Raw genomic sequence first — 19,128 nt, forward strand, 5'->3', positions numbered from 1 at the left:
ATATTTATATATATTTTTAGAATTTTCTTGTATTATATATAGTAAGAAATCTTTCAAACTAAAGGAGATTATACATATGTCATTTGAACAAACGTTAGAGAAATATGCTGCTCTTGCAGTCAATGTTGGTGTTAATATTCAACCCGGACAAACTTTATCAATTAGTGCACCTCTTGAGGCTGTACAGTTTGTACGCCTCGTTACAGAAAAAGCATATAAATCTGGTGCAAAACACGTATATGTTGATTGGAATGATGAGACGTTAACACGTTTAAAGTTCGATCTAGCTCCTGAAGAAGCTTTCTCTGAATTTCCTTCTTGGAAAGCACATGCTCGTGAAGAATTAGCAAAAGAAGGCGCTGCATTTATGTCTATTTATGCAGAAAATCCGGATTTATTAAAAGGCGTAGAACCAACTCGTATCGCAACTGCTCATAAAGTAGCCGGTGAAGCGATGAAAGTATACCGTGATTACGTACAAGCGGACAAAGTAAGCTGGTGTGTCATTTCTGTTCCTACGAAAGAATGGGCTGCGAAAGTATTCCCTGATGTAGCACCAGCAGAACAAGAAGCTAAACTATGGGATGCTATCTTCAAAGCTACTCGTGCTGATTTAGAGAATCCTGTGGAAGCATGGAAAGAACATGATGAAACGCTACATACAAAAGTAGATTACTTAAATGAAAAGCATTATAAAGCTCTTCACTATACAGGCCCTGGAACAGATTTAACGATCGAACTTCCAGAAAAGCATGAATGGGCTGGTGCTGGTAGCTTAAATGAAAAGGACGTACCATTTATGGCTAACATTCCAACTGAAGAAGTATTTACAATGCCACTTAAAACAGGTGTGAACGGCCAAGTATCTAGCACAAAACCGTTAGCATTTGCAGGTAACATTATCGATCACTTCACGTTAACATTTGAAAACGGACGTATCGTAGACTACAAAGCTGAAACTGGTGAAGAGGCTTTAAAACATTTAGTAGAAACAGATGAAGGTTCTCACTTCTTAGGAGAAGTGGCTTTAGTACCTCATGACTCACCAATTTCAAACACAAATATTTTATTCTACAATACGCTATTTGATGAAAACGCATCTTGCCACCTTGCAATCGGAAGTGCTTATGCATTCAACTTAGTTGGCGGAAAAACAATGTCTAAAGAAGAACTTGCTGAAAACGGAGCAAACGCTAGTATTACACACAACGACTTCATGATCGGATCAGCTGAGCTTGATATCGATGGTATTACAGCTGATGGAAGACATGAGCCTATTTTCCGTAAAGGTAACTGGGCATTTTAATACAAATAAAAGGCTATCTTCCACACCGGAAGATAGCCTTTTATGATGCCGATGAAACCTTAAGTCCAATTACTCCTAAAACAATAAAGAGAATACAAAATGCTTGGAATAAATTAATATGCTCTTTAAAAAAGTACACACTAATGATTGTAATAAGTAGCGTTCCCACACCCGACCAAATTGCATAAGCAATGCTTAAATGAATCTTTTTAACAACGATAGCAAACACGCTGAAACAAATTCCATAGAATACGAAAATAAGTACGCTTGGAACGGGCTTTGTTAAACCGTTCGATAATTTCATCGCAATCGTTCCAGCTACTTCAAAAATAATTGTTACGAGTAATAATAGCCAATATACCATACTAGAATCTCCTTCTCTGTTACCTTATCGAGATTCTAGTATACTACTTATAGCCCTAACGAAATATATTTAATTTCTAAATATTCCTCGATGCCGAAATGGCCTCCTTCACGGCCGATACCACTTTCTTTAAAGCCACCAAATGGTGCTTGTGCAACTGATGGAAGTCCATCATTTAATCCGATAATTCCGTACTCTAATGCTTCGCTAATTTGGAATGCCTGACTAATATCTTTTGTGAAAATATAAGCAGCCAAGCCATATGGTGTATTATTTGCACGTTCGATTACTTCTTCAACCGTTTTAAATTTAGCAACTGGTGCAACCGGCCCAAATGTTTCTTCATTCATACAAAGCATCGTGTCATTTGCTAATCCAATTACTGTTGGCTGAATGAAATATCCATCTAACTCTGCAAATTTATGGCCACCGTATAAAACTTCTCCACCCTTTTGAATTGCATCTTCAATATGTTCTTGTACTTTCGAAATTGCATTCGCATCAATAAGTGGACCTACAGTTGTTCCTTCACCGAATCCGTCTCCAACTTTAAGCTGCTCTACAGCTTTTGTGAACTTTCCTGCAAATTCTTCGTACACTTCTTCTTGAACAAAGACGCGGTTTGTACATATACACGTTTGTCCTGCGTTACGGAATTTCGAACCGATTACCGCTTCTACCGCCTTATCTAAATCAGCATCATTCATAACAATAAATGGAGCGTGACCACCTAACTCAAGTGAAACCTTTTTCATCGTTTGTGCAGCGCTAGCCATTAATTCTTTCCCAATTTCAGTTGATCCTGTAAAGGAAACTTTTCGAACGCGCTCATCTTCCATCCACGTATCAGCAATTGCTTTTGCACTACCTGTCACAATATTTATTACACCTTTTGGAATATCCGCTTCATGTGCTAATTCAACTAACTTCAATGCCGTTAATGGTGTTTGGCTCGCTGGTTTCACAACCGCTGTACAGCCCGCTGCAAGCGCTGGAGCTACCTTTCTCGTAATCATAGCAGCTGGGAAGTTCCACGGTGTAATAGCTGCCATAACCCCAACTGGTTGCTTTATAACTAAAATACGTTTATTCGGATGAGAAGCAGGAATCATTTCACCGTATATTCTCTTTCCTTCTTCTGCGTACCATTCAACAAAACTATTTGCATAATTTACTTCACCAAGTGCTTCTGCAAACGGCTTTCCTTGTTCTCTCGTCATAATTGCTGCAATTTCTTCTTTATTTTCATCAATGAGTGTGAACCATTTTTTCAACTTTACTGCGCGATCTGCTGCAGTTAATTTTGACCATGATTTAAAAGCTTCATGTGCAGCATCAACTGCTTGCTTTGCCTCTGTAATCCCGCCCTTTGGCACAGTTGCAAATACTTCCTTTGTCGCTGGATTATTTACTTCGATTTGTTCTTGCAGTGTAATCCACTCACCGTTTATATACATCGCCTTTTTCTCTAAGTTTACGAACGTCGCTTTTTTATCCAATGTTTTCTTCCTCCTCTATATCTTCATTCTCATTAGAATTGTTCTTATACTTATCAAACAGCATTCTCATAAAGAAATAACCACCTAAAACCGTCCAGCCTAACACCATTAGCCATTCGTACGGCCAAATTAATGCAGCAGGCATCCCTGGCATATACAATAAAATAAAACCAATACTTAATATTACTGCTATACTCCCGACTACTTTTCCATTCTTCACGCGAAACGGTCTAGCCATATTAGGTTCTGTTTTGCGTAACTTTAAAAATGATAAACTAACTAATAAATATGAAACAACAATCCCAAGTCCACCTGCATTTACAATCCATACCAGTGCTGGTCTTCCAAGTAACGGAGCAAAAAATGATAACATCCCTAGGAATATAATCGCATTAGTAGGTGTTTTATATTTCGGATGTACTTTTCCAAACCAAGCTGGAATCATTTCATTTTTAGCCATCGCATATAACACACGACTACCTCCAATAATAAAAGCATTCCAACTTGTAACAATTCCAGCTAACCCGCCAAAGATTAAAATATTCGCAAATATTTTCGATCCAAATACTGCTCCCATCGCATCAGCAGTTGCCAATTTTGTATTCAAGAGTGCGTTTTGATCTAATGCCATCGAAACTCCAACTGTAATAAGTAGATAGAATACGACCGCACAAACAACAGAGAATATTAAAAGTTTTCCAATTTCTTTAAATGGAAGATTCACTTCTTCCGCTACTTGCGGGATTACATCAAATCCGACAAACAGAAATGGAACCATTATAAGGACAGCCATTACTCCGCCTGCACCATTTATAAAAAATGGTTCTAAATTTTTTGTATCTCCGTTAAAACTAGATCCAAAAACGAGCATAATGCCCGTCGCTACAATAAATATTGTAAATATACTTTGAAATACAGCGGCTGTTTTGACACCAAAGTAGTTAATGATTGTAATAAGTAATGCCCCGCCCATTCCAATCATCGCCCACGTCAAGTATACATCCCAGCCTCCTATCGTCCATAAATAAATACTTTGATAATTTGGCAGTATATAATCTACCACCGTTGGTAAAGCAACAGCTTCAAAGGTAACAACTGATACATATCCAAGTACCATTGCCCACGATGCGATAAATGCTGATTTTTTCCCAAATGCTTTTTTTACATATAGTAAACCACCGCCTGTTTCCGGCATGGCAGAAGCAAGTTCAGCATATGTTAGTCCAACAAAAATAACAAGTAATCCTCCTATAACGAAAGCAATAACTGCCCCTATAGAACCAGCCGATGTAACCCAATCCCCTGAGAGTACAACCCAACCCCATCCAAGCATGGCGCCTATCGCAAGGAAAAGAACATCAAAACGTGATAGCACTTTTTTAAGTTCCTTCTTCTCCTCCAACTATATAATCCTCCTCTATAAACTTCTTAATTTTCCTAGTAGCAGCAGATTGGCTTATTTTCAAGAATTCTGCGACTTTATAACTGGATCCATGTGTTTTGTATGTTTTTAAGATAATGTTTCGTTCCACTTCTTCTAACATTTTATAGAGACTTTGACCCGATTGCTCAACTGTAGACTCCTGCATCGATATCGGTAAATCTTCTATCGTGACAACATCGTCAGCAGTTATAACAATCCTCTCGATTACGTTTTCTATCTCTCTATTATTTCCCTCCCATGAATACCCTACAAACATTTGTAACGTACTAGGAGCTAGCTTCACATCACGTCCATACTTTTTATTGAAATGCTGTAAATAATGATAGACTAACGGTAATATATCTTCTGTTCTTTCACGAAGCGGAGGAATTGAAATTGGGATTACATTTAGGCGGTAATACAAATCCTTCCTAAATGTCCCCTCTTTTACCATTTTACTTAAATCTCTATTCGTAGCCGCGACTATACGAACGTCTACTTTTTTTAAGTCTCTTCCTCCTACCGGCCGAAATGTTTTCTCCTGTAATACTTGCAAAAGTTTTGCCTGAATTTCAAGCGGCATTTCACCGATTTCATCTAAGAAAAGAGTTCCTTTATGCGCTGCTTCTAACAGTCCCTTCTTCCCTTCACGATTTGCCCCTGTAAAAGACCCACCTGAATATCCGAAAAGCTCAGATTCAATTAAATTCGTCGGCAATGCCGCACAATTAATCTCATAAAAACTTTCATTTTTCCGGTGACTTACTTCATGCAAATGGCGTACTAATCGGCTTTTTCCTACTCCCGTCTCACCTAATACGAGAACAGTGCTATCCACCACGGAAACTTTTTTGATTGTTTCGACTATTTTTTGCATAGCAATACTTTTAAAAATAAGCCCTTCATGCTCATATGTTTCTCTTAATTCTTTCTTATATGTCTTTAACTGATTATCCATCTCCTCTACCTTCTTACGTAATTGGTAGAGTTCTGTAAGATCTCGGGAATAACTAATAACTCGTCTTAAATTACCTTGTTCATCAAATACTGGACGCGTGCGAACGTGTAAATATTCTCCTGATTTTGTTGTTTGAACAAGTTCAACTGGCCTTTTCTTTTCAATTACTTCTAGCGTTGCAGACGGATAAAAAATTCCTTCTTTCTGTAGTTCTTGTACATGCTTTCCTACTAATTCCTTAGCAGCGAGCTGGTAATGTCTTTCACACATACTATTTACACGTACAACGATTCCTTTATCATCTGTAACAAAAATTTCGTCAAATGCATATTCAAATACATCTTGTAAATCCATCAACACTCGTTCCTTTTCTGCAACCATCCTAGCCACTCCCTACTTCATATCCATCGATTCACTTTACTACCTTTATTATAAAGTGAATTTTCTGCGTTTTATATAGAGTAAGCTAGAATGTTTGCGATTTATAATTCAGTTTTTAAACACGAGCGATGTTTGCTTGCTCATAACAAGCTTGCAATGATTCTTCAACTATTGTTAAACCTTCCTCTAGCTGCTCATCTTTAATAACTAATGGCATTAACACGCGAATAACATTTCCATATGTTCCTGCTGATAGTAGAAGTAATCCGCGTTTATTTGCTTCCGCACATAAATTAGCTGCCAATGTTTTGTCAGGCGCTTTCGTCTTACGATCTTGAACGAGCTCAAATGCACACATTGCCCCTAAGCCGCGCACATCACCAATGCAATTATATTTATTTTTCATCTCTTCAAATCGGTTCATTACGACTTTTCCTAATTCTATCGCTCTATCATTTAATTTCTCTTTTTCAATTACATCAAGCACAGCTAATGCAGCCGCACATCCTAGTGGGCTTCCTGCATATGTTCCGCCCAGTTCTCCCGGTGCAGATTCATTCATAATTTCTTTACGCCCAATAACACCACTAATCGGTACACCAGCACCTAATGATTTAGATACCGTAATTAAATCTGGAACGACATCATAATGATCAATTGCAAAGTATTTTCCAGTACGACTAAATCCTGTTTGAATTTCATCCGCTACAAATAAAATACCGTGCTCTGAACAAATGCTGCGTACTTCTTGAACAAATTTCTTACTTGGAACGATAAATCCACCTTCCCCTTGAACAGGTTCCATTACAACGGCTGCAATTGTTTCTGGTGCTACTTCTGATATGAAGAAGTTTTTAAACTCTTCAATGATAAAATCATCATACTGCTCTTCTGTTAATCCTTCTGGACGACGGTATTCATATGGGAATGGCGCTTTATATACTTCTGGAGCAAATGGGCCAAATCCAAATTTATATGGTTTTACTTTACTTGTCATCGTCATTGTCATTAATGTACGCCCATGAAACCCTTTAGAAAATGCGATAATCCCAGGTCTCTTCGTATATTTACGAGCGATTTTCACCGCATTCTCAACTGCTTCTGCACCACTGTTTAAAAACAGGACTTGCTTATCAAAACTCCCTGGCGCTAATGCAGCAAGCTTTTCCGCTAATTCAATATACGGCTCATACATCATGACATTAAATCCCGTATGAATATATTGATCTACTTGTTTATGAAGCGCTTCTTTAACAGCTGGATGACAATGTCCTACGTTAATTGTCCCTATTGCTCCTGCAAAATCAATGTACTGATTACCATCAACATCTGTTACAAGAGCTCCATCTGCAGACTGTACAAATGTTGGAATCCCATTACTTACTCCTTTTGGTACTATATTTTGGCGGCGTTCTAATAAAGACGCTGCTTTCGGTCCTGGAATTTGTTCATTTACTTTAGCAAATTTTTTTGTGTTCATTGTGTACCCCATCCTTTTCTATACAATGTTTTCTCTTTATATTGCAAGATGTATGCCAACTTCCCCTTTCTAGTATTCATCCCATTCTCTTAATATCGCGGCATAAAAAATAAGTCTATAGAGACTCATAAAGAGTCTTTATAGACTTATCCGTTTATACATTAGACTTTGCTTGTTCCCAAATAAACTCACCTGAATGAGAAATAAAATCCCCAACAGATTGTACTACTAAATCCGCAAGTGGTTCTAAAGTTTGACGATCTCCTGTGCCAGACAGTACTCCAATTGCATAGCAATCGCCGCCATTTCTCGCTAAATATAAATCAGTTGGTGTATCTCCAACGATGGCTACTTCACATGCTTCTAAATGAAACTTCTCACAAAAAGATTCTACAATTCTTTTATCTGGTTTTTGTGCCGGAAACGTATCTGAAGCTACAACATAATCAAAAAAAGACTCTAATTGATACTGTTTTAAAAACAATTCTGTCGGTGCAAAATCATCAGCTGTAACAACACCTAAAATAAATCCTCTATCCTTTAAACCTTGTAAAATTCTCGGTAAATCCGCCGTCATTTTCATATAGGAACGATGCTCATACATAAGAGAAAACAACTTTTCACTTACCCATTCATGCATCTCCTCTTCCTTAGATGACGTAATATACTTACAAAGCCCCTTTGCAACATCAAGGCTCGTTCCAGCAGCTATTGCGCTACGAGGATGAACAAATGCCCCATCCACACCGATTTCTTTTAATAAAGCCTGCTGCATTGACTGTGGGAGTTGATATAATTTTATACATTCAGCGACAAGCTCTTCAGCCACTTTTATCCAAATTGAATGAAAATCCATTAATGTCCCGTCTTTATCAAATAATATTGCTTTTACCTTCTCCATAGCACCGATACGATAAACTTAACTAAATCTATACAATTCAATCAAATTTACACAAGTTAGTGCTTCATCGTGTTCTCGCAATCCCGAAGGGACGAGGGGTATAACACTCCACACGAGGCAGTATCGTTACCTCATATTATCAAGCTTTTATTTTACCCATCTTGATAAATTTATCGAAGCATTTAAATCTCTATCGTGATGGCTATTGCACCCAACACAACGCCACTCACGTATTTTTAAACTCCACTGTCCTTCTGTTTGAACTGAATGGTCGTATTTTACTCCGCAACATGAGAAAATCTTGCTTGAGGCGAACCATTTATCAGCTTTTACATACTCAATGCCATACTTCTCGCACTTGTATGACAAACATTGAAAGAAGAAGTTTAATTTTTGAAATGAAAATGCTTTCGATAGTTTTTTGTTTTTTAACAGGTTTGAGATGTGTAAGTCTTCCACAACAATTCTCATTGGTTTGGTTTTCACCAATTTAGCTGTTGCTTGATGGATATGGTTATTTCGGATATTCGTAATTTTCCTAGATAACCGCAGGTGCTCAGTTTTAGCTTTTTCATATCCGGCATAATGAATTTTTACACCTTTTTTAAATCTCCTAGACATATCTCTTTGCGCTGACTTTTTCCTTTTCAAAAGTTTTTTAACCTTAGCATCTTTGTTTATATTTCGTTCTTTCGTACCATTAGAAGCTACAAACAGCTCTTTTAAACCAACATCCACACCAATCGACTCATTGGTTAGTTCTTGGGATTCAAAATCTTCTTGGAACCCTACACTAATCCACCAGTGACGACCATCAAATGTAACTCTTGGATTGGATGGTTTTTTGTTTCTTGGTAGTTGTTGGCTTGTTTTCACTTCTCCAATAGACTGAATATCAACTACTTTCTTTCCTATAATCAGTCTTTCATAATTGGCATAAAATCCTTGAATTAAATCTTTTTTGGATTTATAAGAAGTGTGATAACCATTTTTGTACTTTTTGAACGAATGTTTCCTCGCCTTCTCAAAATCTTTTGAAGCCTGTTTGGGAACTTGTGCGTTGATGTCATTTAACCACTCGTATCTCTTTCGCTTCTTGATCTTTGTAAATCGTTTCTGTAAAGCTAACTGTGAAACAGATTTTCCAAATAGCTTATAGTATCTATCACTCATTCTTTTACAATAGTTATAAGCAAATCTTGCAGCACCGGCATGGTTTCTAAGCACTTTTTCTTGTTCAGGCGTTGGAATCAGTCTGACTTTCTTCGCCAATATCATCAGAATTTAACTCCTTTACTGTGCGATTATTCGGGCACTCACCTTTCAGATAATGAAAGATTTGTTCTTCTGAATAGTAGCGTGTTCCATCAGCATTCTCCTAAGACTACTAGGATACAAACCTGTTAATTCCGATACTTGACTAACTCGTGAAAATTTCATTATTATTCTCACCTCATTGAATTTACCATAATGCATAGGTTCGATAGATTCATTAAAGTTTGATAGATTTAATTAAATTTATCTCGTTCAACTAAGGGCGCAATTCCTTAGCCAGTTCTCTTATGAACTTCTCATGTTTTCACATGAGCGCAGACTATATGTTTATCTCTTTAGAGATAGAGGATTTTTCCATCACCATAGGCTTGTGATGTACTCTCGTCAGTTATACGAGATAGTCGTTGAACGTTCATCTTATCAATTTTGACTTAGACGATTCGATGCGGAAGACCCATTATTCTAGTGTTTAGGATTTAACCTTGCACGATCTGATTGATTTTTTCTGCTTTCGCGACATTCACGCTCGCTATTTCTAGCCACGTTGTAGTTCAATCAGCTTTAGGGATTGCCCGCAGTTAACCCTCACTACTAGCCAATCACTTGACTAGCAGGGCTTACTGATATATTTAATTAACTTTAGTTATAATTGGTTAAATAAATCGTAACAGTTAGTTACCCTACCTCTCGTTTCTTATCTCCTCCAGTGTATCAATAAAGTATGGATATAACATAAACGAATTGTAAAAATACCATAAAAATCAAACTAACTTCCAATTTACAATTCCTCTATATAATAAAAAAGATGCCCTTACAGGGCATCCTCTTGATGTTCGGGAACAAATAGTTCCAGACAATGATATATATTTTCGAATTCCATCGGTGCATCTCCACCATATTCACCATCTAAATTAATCATTAGTTTATCTGGTGAATGCACTTTAATTCGATTCGCTTGTGTATATAGCACTTTTGGATTGTTAATATGTTCCCCACGCTGCGCTTGTGTTGCTGCTTTAATTAAATCAGCGATAGAACCTTTTTTAAGCACTAATAAATCAAATAACCCATCATTAATAGACGCATATGGTGCTACCTTTTCAAATCCACCAACTGAACGAGTATTTGTAATTAAAAACATCGTAATTTCTTCTTGTAGTAACTTCCCATCATACTCGATTTCAACATATGTTGGATGTAATGATGGTAACATTTCGATTCCTTTTAAATAGTAAGCAAGTTGACCTAATACTGTTTTCAGCTTACTTGGTACTTCATATGTTAATTCTGTAATACGGCCGCCACCAGCGATATTAATGAAATATGTATCATTCGCTCTACCAAGATCTAACGGAACTGTTTTCCCTTCACAAATAATATCTGCAGCCTCTTCAATAGCACGAGGTACACCGATCGCACGCGCAAAATCATTTGTCGTTCCAACTGGAATAATTCCAAACTTTGGACGATGTTCATGTCCTACTAAACCGTTCACCACTTCATTTAATGTACCATCACCACCAGCTGCGATAACAACATCAAACTTACGATCCGCAGCTTGCCTCGCCGCCACAGTTGCATCTCCAGGACCAGTTGTCGCATGACAAGATGCTTCATATCCAGCTTGTTCTAATTTTTGTAATACTTCTGGTAAGCTCTTCTTAAATAACTCGCGTCCAGAAGTAGGGTTATAAATAATCCTTGCTCGCTTCATCATTTATTAGCACAGGAAATTTCTTTATGTATCGAAAAAGAACATACCGAACATCTATTCAGTATTCCCATGCCTACCTCCTCTCATCTTCCTATCCTTCTTTTATCTCGCTCAAACAGGCAGTAAGAACCCGATTCGTGTAGCCCATCAAAAGTAAATATTCATTTTCAATGGTTTTGTTTTATTTGACAAAAAAATTTATGTCCATCTATTTCCTCACAACAATTTACATATAACGAATAATAATTATCTATTATTTCATGAGATGAAAAAAACCTCTATGTCTAGATTTATCATTATTCCCACCTTTTTGCAACTATCATACCATAGTTGCTATACAAACATTTTTTCACCTTTGACAGTTAATCAAACGTTTATTTAAATTATTTTTCACCATTTAAACAAACGTTTGATTAACTCAGAAAAAACACCCAAATATGGGTGTTTTTTCTGTTTAATCTTTAAGAATCTATACTATTTTAGCGCTCGAAAATAAGCATTCCTCTTTTATTTTTATCGCTTATTAATCTCTTCAAGTAAGATTTTGTTAACAAGCGGTGGGTTGGCTTGTCCTTTTGTCGCTTTCATAATTTGACCAACTAAGAAGCCAATTGCACGGTCTTTACCGTTTTTAAAGTCTTCGATAGATTGCTCATTATTATCAAGAATTTCTGTTACAACCTTACGAAGTGTACCTTCGTCAGAAATTTGAACAAGACCTTTCGCTTTAACGATTTCTTCTGGGTCTCCACCTTTTTCAATTAATTCGTTAAATACTTTCTTCGCGATTTTAGAAGAAATTGTACCTTTTTCAATTAATTGAACCATTTTAGATAAACCAGCAGGCGTTAATGCAACGTCTTTTAATTCTTTTTGCTGTTTGTTTAAGTATGCAAGCACTTCACCCATTAACCAGTTTGATGTTAATTTCGCATCTGCTCCATCTTCAATTGCTGCTTCAAAGAAATCGGACATCTCTTTCGTTAATGTTAATACGTGTGCATCATAAGCTGGCAAGCCAATTTCTGCAACATAGCGAGCTTTACGTGCATCTGGAAGTTCTGGAATAGAAGCACGAATTTCTTCTTTCCACTCATCATCGATGTAAAGTTCAACTAAGTCTGGCTCTGGGAAGTAACGGTAATCGTCAGATCCTTCTTTTATACGCATTAAGATTGTTTTCTTCGTTGCTTCATCATAACGACGTGTTTCTTGTTGGATGATACCGCCAGATAATAATTCTTTTTCTTGGCGCACTTGCTCATGTTCAAGACCTTTTTGCACGTAAGTGAATGAGTTTAAGTTTTTCAGTTCTGCTTTTGTACCGAATTTCTCTTGTCCAACAGGACGAAGTGAAATATTCGCATCACAACGAAGAGAACCTTCTTCCATCTTACAATCAGATACGCCTGTATATTGAATGATTGATTTTAACTTCTCTAAGTATGCATATGCTTCTTCTGGAGTACGCATATCTGGCTCAGATACGATCTCGATTAAAGGCATACCTTGACGGTTGTAATCTACTAATGAACCGTCAGCTGTATGCGTTGATTTACCAGCATCTTCTTCTAAATGAAGACGTGTAATACCGATACGTTTCTTTTTACCGTCTACTTCGATTTCAATCCAACCATTTTCACCAATTGGCTTATCAAATTGAGAGATTTGGTAAGCTTTCGGATTATCTGGGTAGAAATAGTTTTTACGGTCGAACTTCGTTTCCGTTGCGATTTCACAGTTTAATGCCATTGCAGCTTTCATTGCAAAGTTAACTGCTTCTTTATTTAAAGTAGGAAGTACCCCTGGGTATCCTAAGTCAATTACACTTGTTTGTGTATTTGGCTCCGCTCCGAATTCTGTTGGACTCGCAGAGAAAATTTTCGAATTTGTTTTTAACTCAACGTGAACCTCTAAACCAATAATTGTTTCTAAATTCATCTATGCTCGCCTCCTTACAGACTTGCTTTTTTTGTATGATAGTCTGTTGCTTGCTCAAACGCATGTGCAACGCGGTAAATTGTCGCTTCATCGAAGTGTTTACCAATGATTTGTAGACCAAGTGGCATGTTGTTAGCACCGAATCCACATGGGACAGAAATCGCTGGAACACCCGCTAAGTTTACTGGGATTGTTAAAATGTCATTTGCATACATTGTCATTGGATCGTCCACTTTTTCGCCCACTTTAAATGCCGGAGTTGGCGTTGTTGGTCCGATAATAACATCATAGTTAGCAAATACATTTTCAAAGTCGTTTTTAATTAATGTACGTACTTGTTGTGCTTTTTTGTAATATGCATCATAGTAACCAGAGCTAAGAGCAAATGTACCAAGCATAATACGACGTTTTACTTCATCTCCGAAACCTTCGCTACGTGTGTTTTTGTAAAGATCTAATAAGTTATTTACATTATCAGAACGAACACCGTAACGTACGCCATCAAAGCGTGAAAGGTTAGCAGATGCTTCAGAAGAAGATAATAAGTAATACGTTGCTAGAGCGTATTTAGAGTGTGGAAGAGATACTTCTTCCCAAGTTGCGCCCATACCTTCTAATACTTTTAACGCAGCTAGTACTGACTCACGAGCTTCTTCGCCAACACCTTCGCCTAAGTATTCTTTCGGTACAGCAATACGTAAACCTTTAACGTCGCCTGTTAAACCAGCTAAGTAGTTTCCTACTTCAACGTTTGCAGAAGTTGCATCCATACGGTCAATACCTGAAATAGCTTGTAATAAGTATGCATTGTCTTCTACTGTACGTGTAATCGGTCCGATTTGGTCAAGTGAAGATGCGAATGCTACTAATCCGTAACGAGATACACGTCCGTAAGTTGGTTTTAAACCTACAACGCCGCAATATGCAGCTGGCTGACGGATAGAACCACCCGTATCAGAACCTAGAGAGAATAATACTTCTCCTGCTGCTACAGCTGCTGCAGAACCACCACTAGATCCGCCTGGAACATAATCTAAGTTCCATGGGTTTTTCGTAGCGTAGAAACCTGAGTTTTCATTTGAAGAACCCATTGCGAACTCGTCCATATTTAATTTACCGATTGTAACTGTGTCAGCAGCTTTTAGCTTTTGTACAACTGTCGCATCGTAAATCGGATCGAAGTTTGCTAACATTTTGCTCGCACAAGTTGTACGAAGGCCGTTAGTTACAATGTTATCTTTTACACCGATTGGCATACCGAATAATAAACCATTATCCTCAGCACCAATTTTTGCGTCTAATTCTTTCGCTTTCGCACGGGCATTTTCTTCATCTAATGTAAGAAAAGCTTTTACGTTATCTTCAACATCCGCAATACGTTTGTAAGATTCTTCTACTAAATCCGTAACGGAAATTTCTTTGTTGTTTAACTTCTTATGTAACTCTGATACCGAATGATCAAATAATGACATCGAAATTCCCTCCTCTATTCTAATACTGCTGGAACACGGATTTGATTATCTTTGTGATCCGGTGCATTTTTTAATACTTCTTCTACTGGTAAACCTTTTTCTGGTACATCTTCACGCATAACATTTTTCATAGTTAATACGTGAGTTGTTGGTTTTACATCAGTTGTATCTAATTCATTTAACTGTTCTGCAAATGTAACAATTGCATCTAGTTGTTTTTGGAATTTTTCTGCTTCTTGATCAGTAATTGCAAGACGTGCTAAATGTGCTACGTGCTTTACATTCTCAACGGAAATTCTTGACACGGCTAGGCCACCTCCATAATATATCGTTCAATCTACAATACTATTGATGATACCAAATTTTCAGTACTTCAAGCAAGTCAACACACGGCACTTACGGTATTTTTACATAAAAAAAGAAAGGCAAATGCCTTTCTTTACGATTTACTCTTTATCTAACGGTTTATTTTTCGGAAATCTCTCGTTATCCTCTTCATTATCACGAATTGTTTTTTGTAATACAAAACAAGACATTGTTAAAAATAATGTTCCAATTAAATAGTATCCTTTTACACTAAGCGTTTCATCTAACGTATAAATCCCAATTAGCATACCGGAAAGCGCGCAAACAAATGAAGTCCATGCTAAAAACGTGAACGCTTGCGTATTTCGTCTTCTCATCGTTCTCCCCCTCGTTAGCTGTACACCCATTATAGATAAATATATTTATCATGATGGATTTTTATGTAAATTCTATTTTGCTATTTATAAATCTATCATAAAAAAATATTATTTTAAAGATAATTTTCTGCCTAATCTGAAAAAACAGTTAAAATGATTGACATTTATTTCAATTCCACATAAAATAAAAACAAATATTACGAACCTCGAAATATACGGGAGTGGAAATAATTGCTGCAATATGAACATTTTTTAGACTTACTGCTAGATAACGCCAAGAAACTTTTCTATCCTGAAGAATGGGTAAGCCTTGATTTAACACTTTCTAAAACAGAAGTATTTTGTTTACTTTGGATGGAGCGGAATACAGATATTACAATGACAAAAATCGCCGATCTTCTTGATATACCGATGAGTACAACGACAGGCGTTGTAAACCGTCTTGTAAAAAAGGGGTATATTGAGCGCTACCGGAATGAAAGCGATCGACGTATTGTATTAATTCGCTTAACAGAAAACGGCGTAATGCTCGTTCAAGAAGTAAAACAAAATGCAGCCCATTACTTTAGCCTAGTGACAGACGCATTGTCAGAAGAAGAAAAAGCATTCTTACTACAAATATTCCAAAAGATCATGAATCACATTGCTACGTCACAGCAAAAAACAGAAGAAAAGGTTTCTACACCTAAAATGAAAAACATTCCGATTGAATAAGACCCTAGTTGGGTTTTTATTCAATTAAATATTTCGACACTCGTAATATTCGATATTCGAAACAAAGGGGATATTAATGATGAGAATTATTCTGTATACAGGTAAAGGCGGCGTAGGAAAAACTAGCATTTCAGCAGCAACAGCAATCCAAAGTGCAAAACAAGGATTAAAAACATTGGTAATGAGTACAGATCCTGCTCATAGTTTAGGAGATTCATTTGGCATAAAACTATCTTCTGAGCCACTAGAAATTCGCGAAAACTTGTGGGCACAAGAAATTAACACCATTTATGAAATGGAAAAAGGCTGGGGGAAATTGCAGAAATATATTACACTACTCTTCACTTCCAAAGCAGCTGATGATATTACAACAGAAGAATTAACGATGTTCCCTGGTATGGAAGATTTAATTAGCTTACTTCGAGTACTCGATTACTATAAAAACAACACTTACGACGTCATCATTATTGATTGCGCACCGACTGGAGAAACTTTAGCAATGCTTAGCTTTCCAGACATGCTCGGCTGGTGGATGGAAAAACTCTTTCCTATTAAAAGGAAGATTTTAAAAGTTGTTCGTCCTGTAGCTCAACCACTTCTTGGTGTCCCCCTTCCAACCGATGATATTATGGACGAATTAACAAATACACTTGAACAGCTTGGAGAAATGAGAGATATTTTATCAAACCGAGAGGTAACAAGTATCCGCATCGTTGTAAATCCTGAAAAAATGGTCATTAAAGAAGCTCAGCGCAGCTTTACGTATTTAAATTTATACGATTATAACGTTGATGCCATTATGATTAACCGCGTCATCCCTAACACTGTTACCGACCCTTACTTTCAGGCATGGAAAGATACACAAAAGAAATATAAGGCGTTAATTAAAGATAGTTTTCAGCCACTTCCTATTTACGAAGCTCCGATGTTTGAACAAGAAGTTGTTGGTTTACCTATGTTAGAGCGTGTAGGAAATGCTTTATTTAAATCAGACCCTTCTCCTACTGAAGTGAAATTTAATGGCCGCACACAATATGTTAAAAAAGATGGCGATGAGTATATTTTCATTCTGTCAATTCCCTTCTCAAACAAAAGTGAACTTTCATTAAATCAAAAAGGTGATGAACTTATTATTCGAGCCGGCTCTATGAAGCGAAATATCACCTTGCCAAAAACATTAACGCACCTTTCTATTCAAGGAGCTAAGTTTGAAGATGATGTACTAAACATTCGGTTTGGAGGTGTAGTACATGCATGATGAATTACTAAGAAAGGTAATTCGTACAAAAATAAAAATCGGTATGCGTATATTAGAAGAGCTACCGAATCCGATTCAGCAATCAGCTAAGCACGCACTAAATATTTTGCAAGAGGAGCTCTCCTCTTATGCGGAAGAACAACCGCAACCTGAAAGTAATTTAAAAAGCATCATAATTGAATAACTATACCCTTGTAGAAAGCCTTTTCTTATAGGCTTTCTATCCTTTTATTGGAGCTGATATAAGTTGATAAAAACATCTTCAACAAGACATTTCACCACTAATATATTCTGGCTAATCCCCCTTCTATTCTTTTTTCATAACCTTGAAGAAGCTTTCCAAATGCCACAATATATTGCTAATCGATTTTCGATCCATTTCATAACTAACAAACAATTTTTCATTGCAATTTCCATATTAACAACCTTTGTTCTACTCATAGTCATTCTATACCAATTACAAATCTTATCTTCTATTTACTGGGTTATTTTTATTCAAGGAGCTATTTTCTTTAACGCTGTTCAGCATATTATTTTATTTGTTATTTATCGTTCTTATAATCCCGGAGTAATCTCAGCATCTATCATTATCCTATTTTCTCTTTTCTTATTTTCATCAAGGAAACTATTAATCCCTAAAAAGAAATTAGCAAGTACACTCATTTTTAGTTTAATCTCTTACCCAATCATAATTTGGATTTCCTTATTATTAGCTAGCTGCTTTAATTAAAAAAAGACCAGGAAAACTCCTGGTCCATCACTCTACTTAACAAACATTGGATTCTATGTTATACAAAATTGGAAGGTACAGAATTAGGGTTTTGTTTGTTAAGTAGATTATATGTTGAACGAGCTAACAGCGGAGGGGTTCCTACTGCTAGTCGTTAAACCCAATAATTATTTTGCGATTTTTGCAAGCTCATCCAGTGAAAGATCTACTGAAATTGAACCATCATTCGTTTCTTTCTTAATTGCATCTGTTACTTCTTTTGAATGATACAATTCAATTACTTTTTTCAGCGTTGGATCATCTTTGTCTTTCGTACGAGCTGCGAAAATATTAATATAAGGTTTCGCATTTTCATTCTTTGGATCTTCTAAGAAAATAGGATCCTTCGCTGGATCTAATCCAGCTTGACCAGCAACACCGTTATTAATAACTGAAGCTGCTACATCTTTTAATACACGAGGTGTTTGCTGTGCGATAACCGGTGTAACTTTTAGCTTCTTCGGATTTTCAGCGATACCGCTTGGATCCCCAAATAGACCAAAATCTTTCTTAAGCTTTAATAATCCAGCTGCATCAAGAAGTTTTAATGCACGTGCTTGGTTCGTTGGATCATTCGGAATAGCAATTTCCGAACCATCTGGGATTTCATTTGCTTTCTTATATTTTTCAGAGTATAAGCCCATCGGTGCAATTTGCGTTGTACCAACAGCTGTAATATCTAACTTATGCTCCTTTTTAAATTGCTCTAAGAAAGCAATGTGCTGGAATGAGTTTAGTTCAATATCTCCATCAGCTAACGCTTTGTTGGGCGTTGTGTAATCAGAGAACTCAACCAGTTTAATTTTAATCCCTTCTTTTTCAGCTTTTTTCTTTAAAATTTCCCAAGCGTCTCCATCTGTTCCAGTTACACCGACGCGAACTACTTTCTCTTTCGCTCCTGCACCTGTGTCTCCACCTGAGCAGCCGCTTAAAGCTGTAATTCCTACGATCGCTGATAATGCAAATGCTAAAATTTTCTTCATTTTCTTT

Annotated in this window: 18 protein-coding genes; 5 read left to right on the plus strand and 13 right to left on the minus strand. The window is 36.8% G+C overall.

Features of this window, described 5'->3' with window-relative positions:
* The first annotated feature begins 76 nt into the window (after window positions 1–76).
* Window positions 77–1,306: an aminopeptidase gene (locus tag SJY24_RS28590; protein ID WP_377867063.1), complete on the plus strand. Its 1,230-nt coding sequence runs from the start codon at window positions 77–79 to the stop codon at window positions 1,304–1,306.
* A 40-nt stretch (window positions 1,307–1,346) separates the two neighbouring features.
* On the opposite strand, the gene SJY24_RS28595 is transcribed toward SJY24_RS28590, so the two are convergent.
* The 12 genes from SJY24_RS28595 to SJY24_RS28650 all read right to left on the minus strand — a co-directional run bounded on the left by SJY24_RS28595 (window position 1,347) and on the right by SJY24_RS28650 (window position 15,397).
* Window positions 1,347–1,670, minus strand: a complete 324-nt coding sequence (locus tag SJY24_RS28595; RefSeq protein WP_000263263.1) for a DMT family transporter — start codon at window positions 1,668–1,670, stop codon at window positions 1,347–1,349.
* A gap of 47 nt (window positions 1,671–1,717) precedes the next feature.
* Complete coding sequence (gabD, locus tag SJY24_RS28600; RefSeq protein ID WP_377867064.1) at window positions 1,718–3,169, minus strand: NADP-dependent succinate-semialdehyde dehydrogenase; 1,452 nt, start codon at window positions 3,167–3,169, stop codon at window positions 1,718–1,720.
* Window positions 3,162–4,571, minus strand: a complete 1,410-nt coding sequence (locus SJY24_RS28605; RefSeq protein ID WP_377867065.1) for an APC family permease — start codon at window positions 4,569–4,571, stop codon at window positions 3,162–3,164. The genes gabD and SJY24_RS28605 overlap by 8 nt, the downstream gene beginning before the upstream one ends.
* On the minus strand, window positions 4,549–5,931 hold the full coding sequence (locus SJY24_RS28610) for a sigma-54 interaction domain-containing protein (protein WP_377867066.1): 1,383 nt from the start codon (window positions 5,929–5,931) through the stop codon (window positions 4,549–4,551). Before SJY24_RS28610 ends, SJY24_RS28605 begins: the two co-directional genes overlap by 23 nt.
* A 115-nt stretch (window positions 5,932–6,046) precedes the next feature.
* Window positions 6,047–7,411, minus strand: coding sequence for a 4-aminobutyrate--2-oxoglutarate transaminase (gabT, locus tag SJY24_RS28615; protein WP_377867067.1), 1,365 nt, complete (start codon window positions 7,409–7,411; stop codon window positions 6,047–6,049).
* 154 nt (window positions 7,412–7,565) lie between these two features.
* A complete protein-coding gene (locus SJY24_RS28620) occupies window positions 7,566–8,312 on the minus strand; it encodes an HAD family hydrolase (RefSeq protein ID WP_377867068.1) in 747 nt (248 codons plus the stop codon).
* A 147-nt stretch (window positions 8,313–8,459) separates the two neighbouring features.
* On the minus strand, window positions 8,460–9,590 hold the full coding sequence (locus SJY24_RS28625; RefSeq protein WP_377867069.1) for an RNA-guided endonuclease InsQ/TnpB family protein: 1,131 nt from the start codon (window positions 9,588–9,590) through the stop codon (window positions 8,460–8,462).
* Window positions 9,591–10,398: 808 nt separating this feature from the next.
* Window positions 10,399–11,304, minus strand: a complete 906-nt coding sequence (locus tag SJY24_RS28630; RefSeq protein WP_000977668.1) for a diacylglycerol kinase — start codon at window positions 11,302–11,304, stop codon at window positions 10,399–10,401.
* 510 nt (window positions 11,305–11,814) lie between these two features.
* Window positions 11,815–13,242: an Asp-tRNA(Asn)/Glu-tRNA(Gln) amidotransferase subunit GatB gene (gene gatB, locus SJY24_RS28635; protein WP_128856104.1), complete on the minus strand. Its 1,428-nt coding sequence runs from the start codon at window positions 13,240–13,242 to the stop codon at window positions 11,815–11,817.
* 14 nt (window positions 13,243–13,256) lie between these two features.
* Window positions 13,257–14,714, minus strand: a complete 1,458-nt coding sequence (gene gatA, locus SJY24_RS28640) for an Asp-tRNA(Asn)/Glu-tRNA(Gln) amidotransferase subunit GatA (RefSeq protein ID WP_000051449.1) — start codon at window positions 14,712–14,714, stop codon at window positions 13,257–13,259.
* Window positions 14,715–14,728: 14 nt separating this feature from the next.
* Complete coding sequence (gene gatC / locus SJY24_RS28645; RefSeq protein WP_000086999.1) at window positions 14,729–15,019, minus strand: Asp-tRNA(Asn)/Glu-tRNA(Gln) amidotransferase subunit GatC; 291 nt, start codon at window positions 15,017–15,019, stop codon at window positions 14,729–14,731.
* A gap of 141 nt (window positions 15,020–15,160) precedes the next feature.
* Window positions 15,161–15,397 (minus strand): YiaA/YiaB family inner membrane protein, encoded by a 237-nt coding sequence (locus tag SJY24_RS28650; protein WP_001254393.1) that lies wholly within the window; start codon window positions 15,395–15,397, stop codon window positions 15,161–15,163.
* Window positions 15,398–15,628: 231 nt separating this feature from the next.
* Here SJY24_RS28650 and SJY24_RS28655 point away from each other — a divergent pair, with 231 nt between their 5' ends.
* The 4 genes from SJY24_RS28655 (at window position 15,629) to SJY24_RS28670 (ending at window position 18,099) form a co-directional block, all read left to right on the plus strand.
* Entirely contained in the window at window positions 15,629–16,111 is a 483-nt protein-coding gene (locus SJY24_RS28655; protein WP_000942491.1) for a MarR family winged helix-turn-helix transcriptional regulator, read from the plus strand.
* 76 nt (window positions 16,112–16,187) lie between these two features.
* Window positions 16,188–17,369 carry an ArsA family ATPase gene (locus tag SJY24_RS28660; protein WP_377867070.1) on the plus strand — a complete coding sequence of 394 codons (1,182 nt, stop codon included), beginning with the start codon at window positions 16,188–16,190 and terminating at the stop codon, window positions 17,367–17,369.
* Entirely contained in the window at window positions 17,362–17,553 is a 192-nt protein-coding gene (locus tag SJY24_RS28665; RefSeq protein WP_002091335.1) for a DUF3926 domain-containing protein, read from the plus strand. The genes SJY24_RS28660 and SJY24_RS28665 overlap by 8 nt, the downstream gene beginning before the upstream one ends.
* Before the next feature lie 63 nt (window positions 17,554–17,616).
* Window positions 17,617–18,099 carry an HXXEE domain-containing protein gene (locus SJY24_RS28670; protein ID WP_377867072.1) on the plus strand — a complete coding sequence of 161 codons (483 nt, stop codon included), beginning with the start codon at window positions 17,617–17,619 and terminating at the stop codon, window positions 18,097–18,099.
* 167 nt (window positions 18,100–18,266) lie between these two features.
* On the opposite strand, the gene SJY24_RS28675 is transcribed toward SJY24_RS28670, so the two are convergent.
* On the minus strand, window positions 18,267–19,121 hold the full coding sequence (locus SJY24_RS28675; protein WP_377867073.1) for a MetQ/NlpA family ABC transporter substrate-binding protein: 855 nt from the start codon (window positions 19,119–19,121) through the stop codon (window positions 18,267–18,269).
* Between the last annotated feature and the right edge of the window lie 7 nt (window positions 19,122–19,128).

The organism is Bacillus sp. R86525 (assembly GCF_042466195.1).
In the GTDB taxonomy this organism is placed as follows: domain Bacteria; phylum Bacillota; class Bacilli; order Bacillales; family Bacillaceae_G; genus Bacillus_A; species Bacillus_A nitratireducens.

What these genes read in the sequence shown, in the direction of transcription:
- SJY24_RS28590 (WP_377867063.1), top strand. Translation starts at nt 77, where the DNA reads ATGTCATTTGAACAAACGTTAGAGAAATATGCTGCTCTTGCAGTCAAT.
- SJY24_RS28595 (WP_000263263.1), bottom strand. Translation starts at nt 1,670, where the DNA reads ATGGTATATTGGCTATTATTACTCGTAACAATTATTTTTGAAGTAGCT.
- SJY24_RS28610 (WP_377867066.1), bottom strand. Translation starts at nt 5,931, where the DNA reads ATGGTTGCAGAAAAGGAACGAGTGTTGATGGATTTACAAGATGTATTT.
- gabT (WP_377867067.1), bottom strand. Translation starts at nt 7,411, where the DNA reads ATGAACACAAAAAAATTTGCTAAAGTAAATGAACAAATTCCAGGACCG.
- SJY24_RS28620 (WP_377867068.1), bottom strand. Translation starts at nt 8,312, where the DNA reads ATGGAGAAGGTAAAAGCAATATTATTTGATAAAGACGGGACATTAATG.
- SJY24_RS28625 (WP_377867069.1), bottom strand. Translation starts at nt 9,590, where the DNA reads ATGATATTGGCGAAGAAAGTCAGACTGATTCCAACGCCTGAACAAGAA.
- SJY24_RS28630 (WP_000977668.1), bottom strand. Translation starts at nt 11,304, where the DNA reads ATGATGAAGCGAGCAAGGATTATTTATAACCCTACTTCTGGACGCGAG.
- gatB (WP_128856104.1), bottom strand. Translation starts at nt 13,242, where the DNA reads ATGAATTTAGAAACAATTATTGGTTTAGAGGTTCACGTTGAGTTAAAA.
- gatA (WP_000051449.1), bottom strand. Translation starts at nt 14,714, where the DNA reads ATGTCATTATTTGATCATTCGGTATCAGAGTTACATAAGAAGTTAAAC.
- SJY24_RS28650 (WP_001254393.1), bottom strand. Translation starts at nt 15,397, where the DNA reads ATGAGAAGACGAAATACGCAAGCGTTCACGTTTTTAGCATGGACTTCA.
- SJY24_RS28660 (WP_377867070.1), top strand. Translation starts at nt 16,188, where the DNA reads ATGATGAGAATTATTCTGTATACAGGTAAAGGCGGCGTAGGAAAAACT.
- SJY24_RS28665 (WP_002091335.1), top strand. Translation starts at nt 17,362, where the DNA reads ATGCATGATGAATTACTAAGAAAGGTAATTCGTACAAAAATAAAAATC.
- SJY24_RS28675 (WP_377867073.1), bottom strand. Translation starts at nt 19,121, where the DNA reads ATGAAGAAAATTTTAGCATTTGCATTATCAGCGATCGTAGGAATTACA.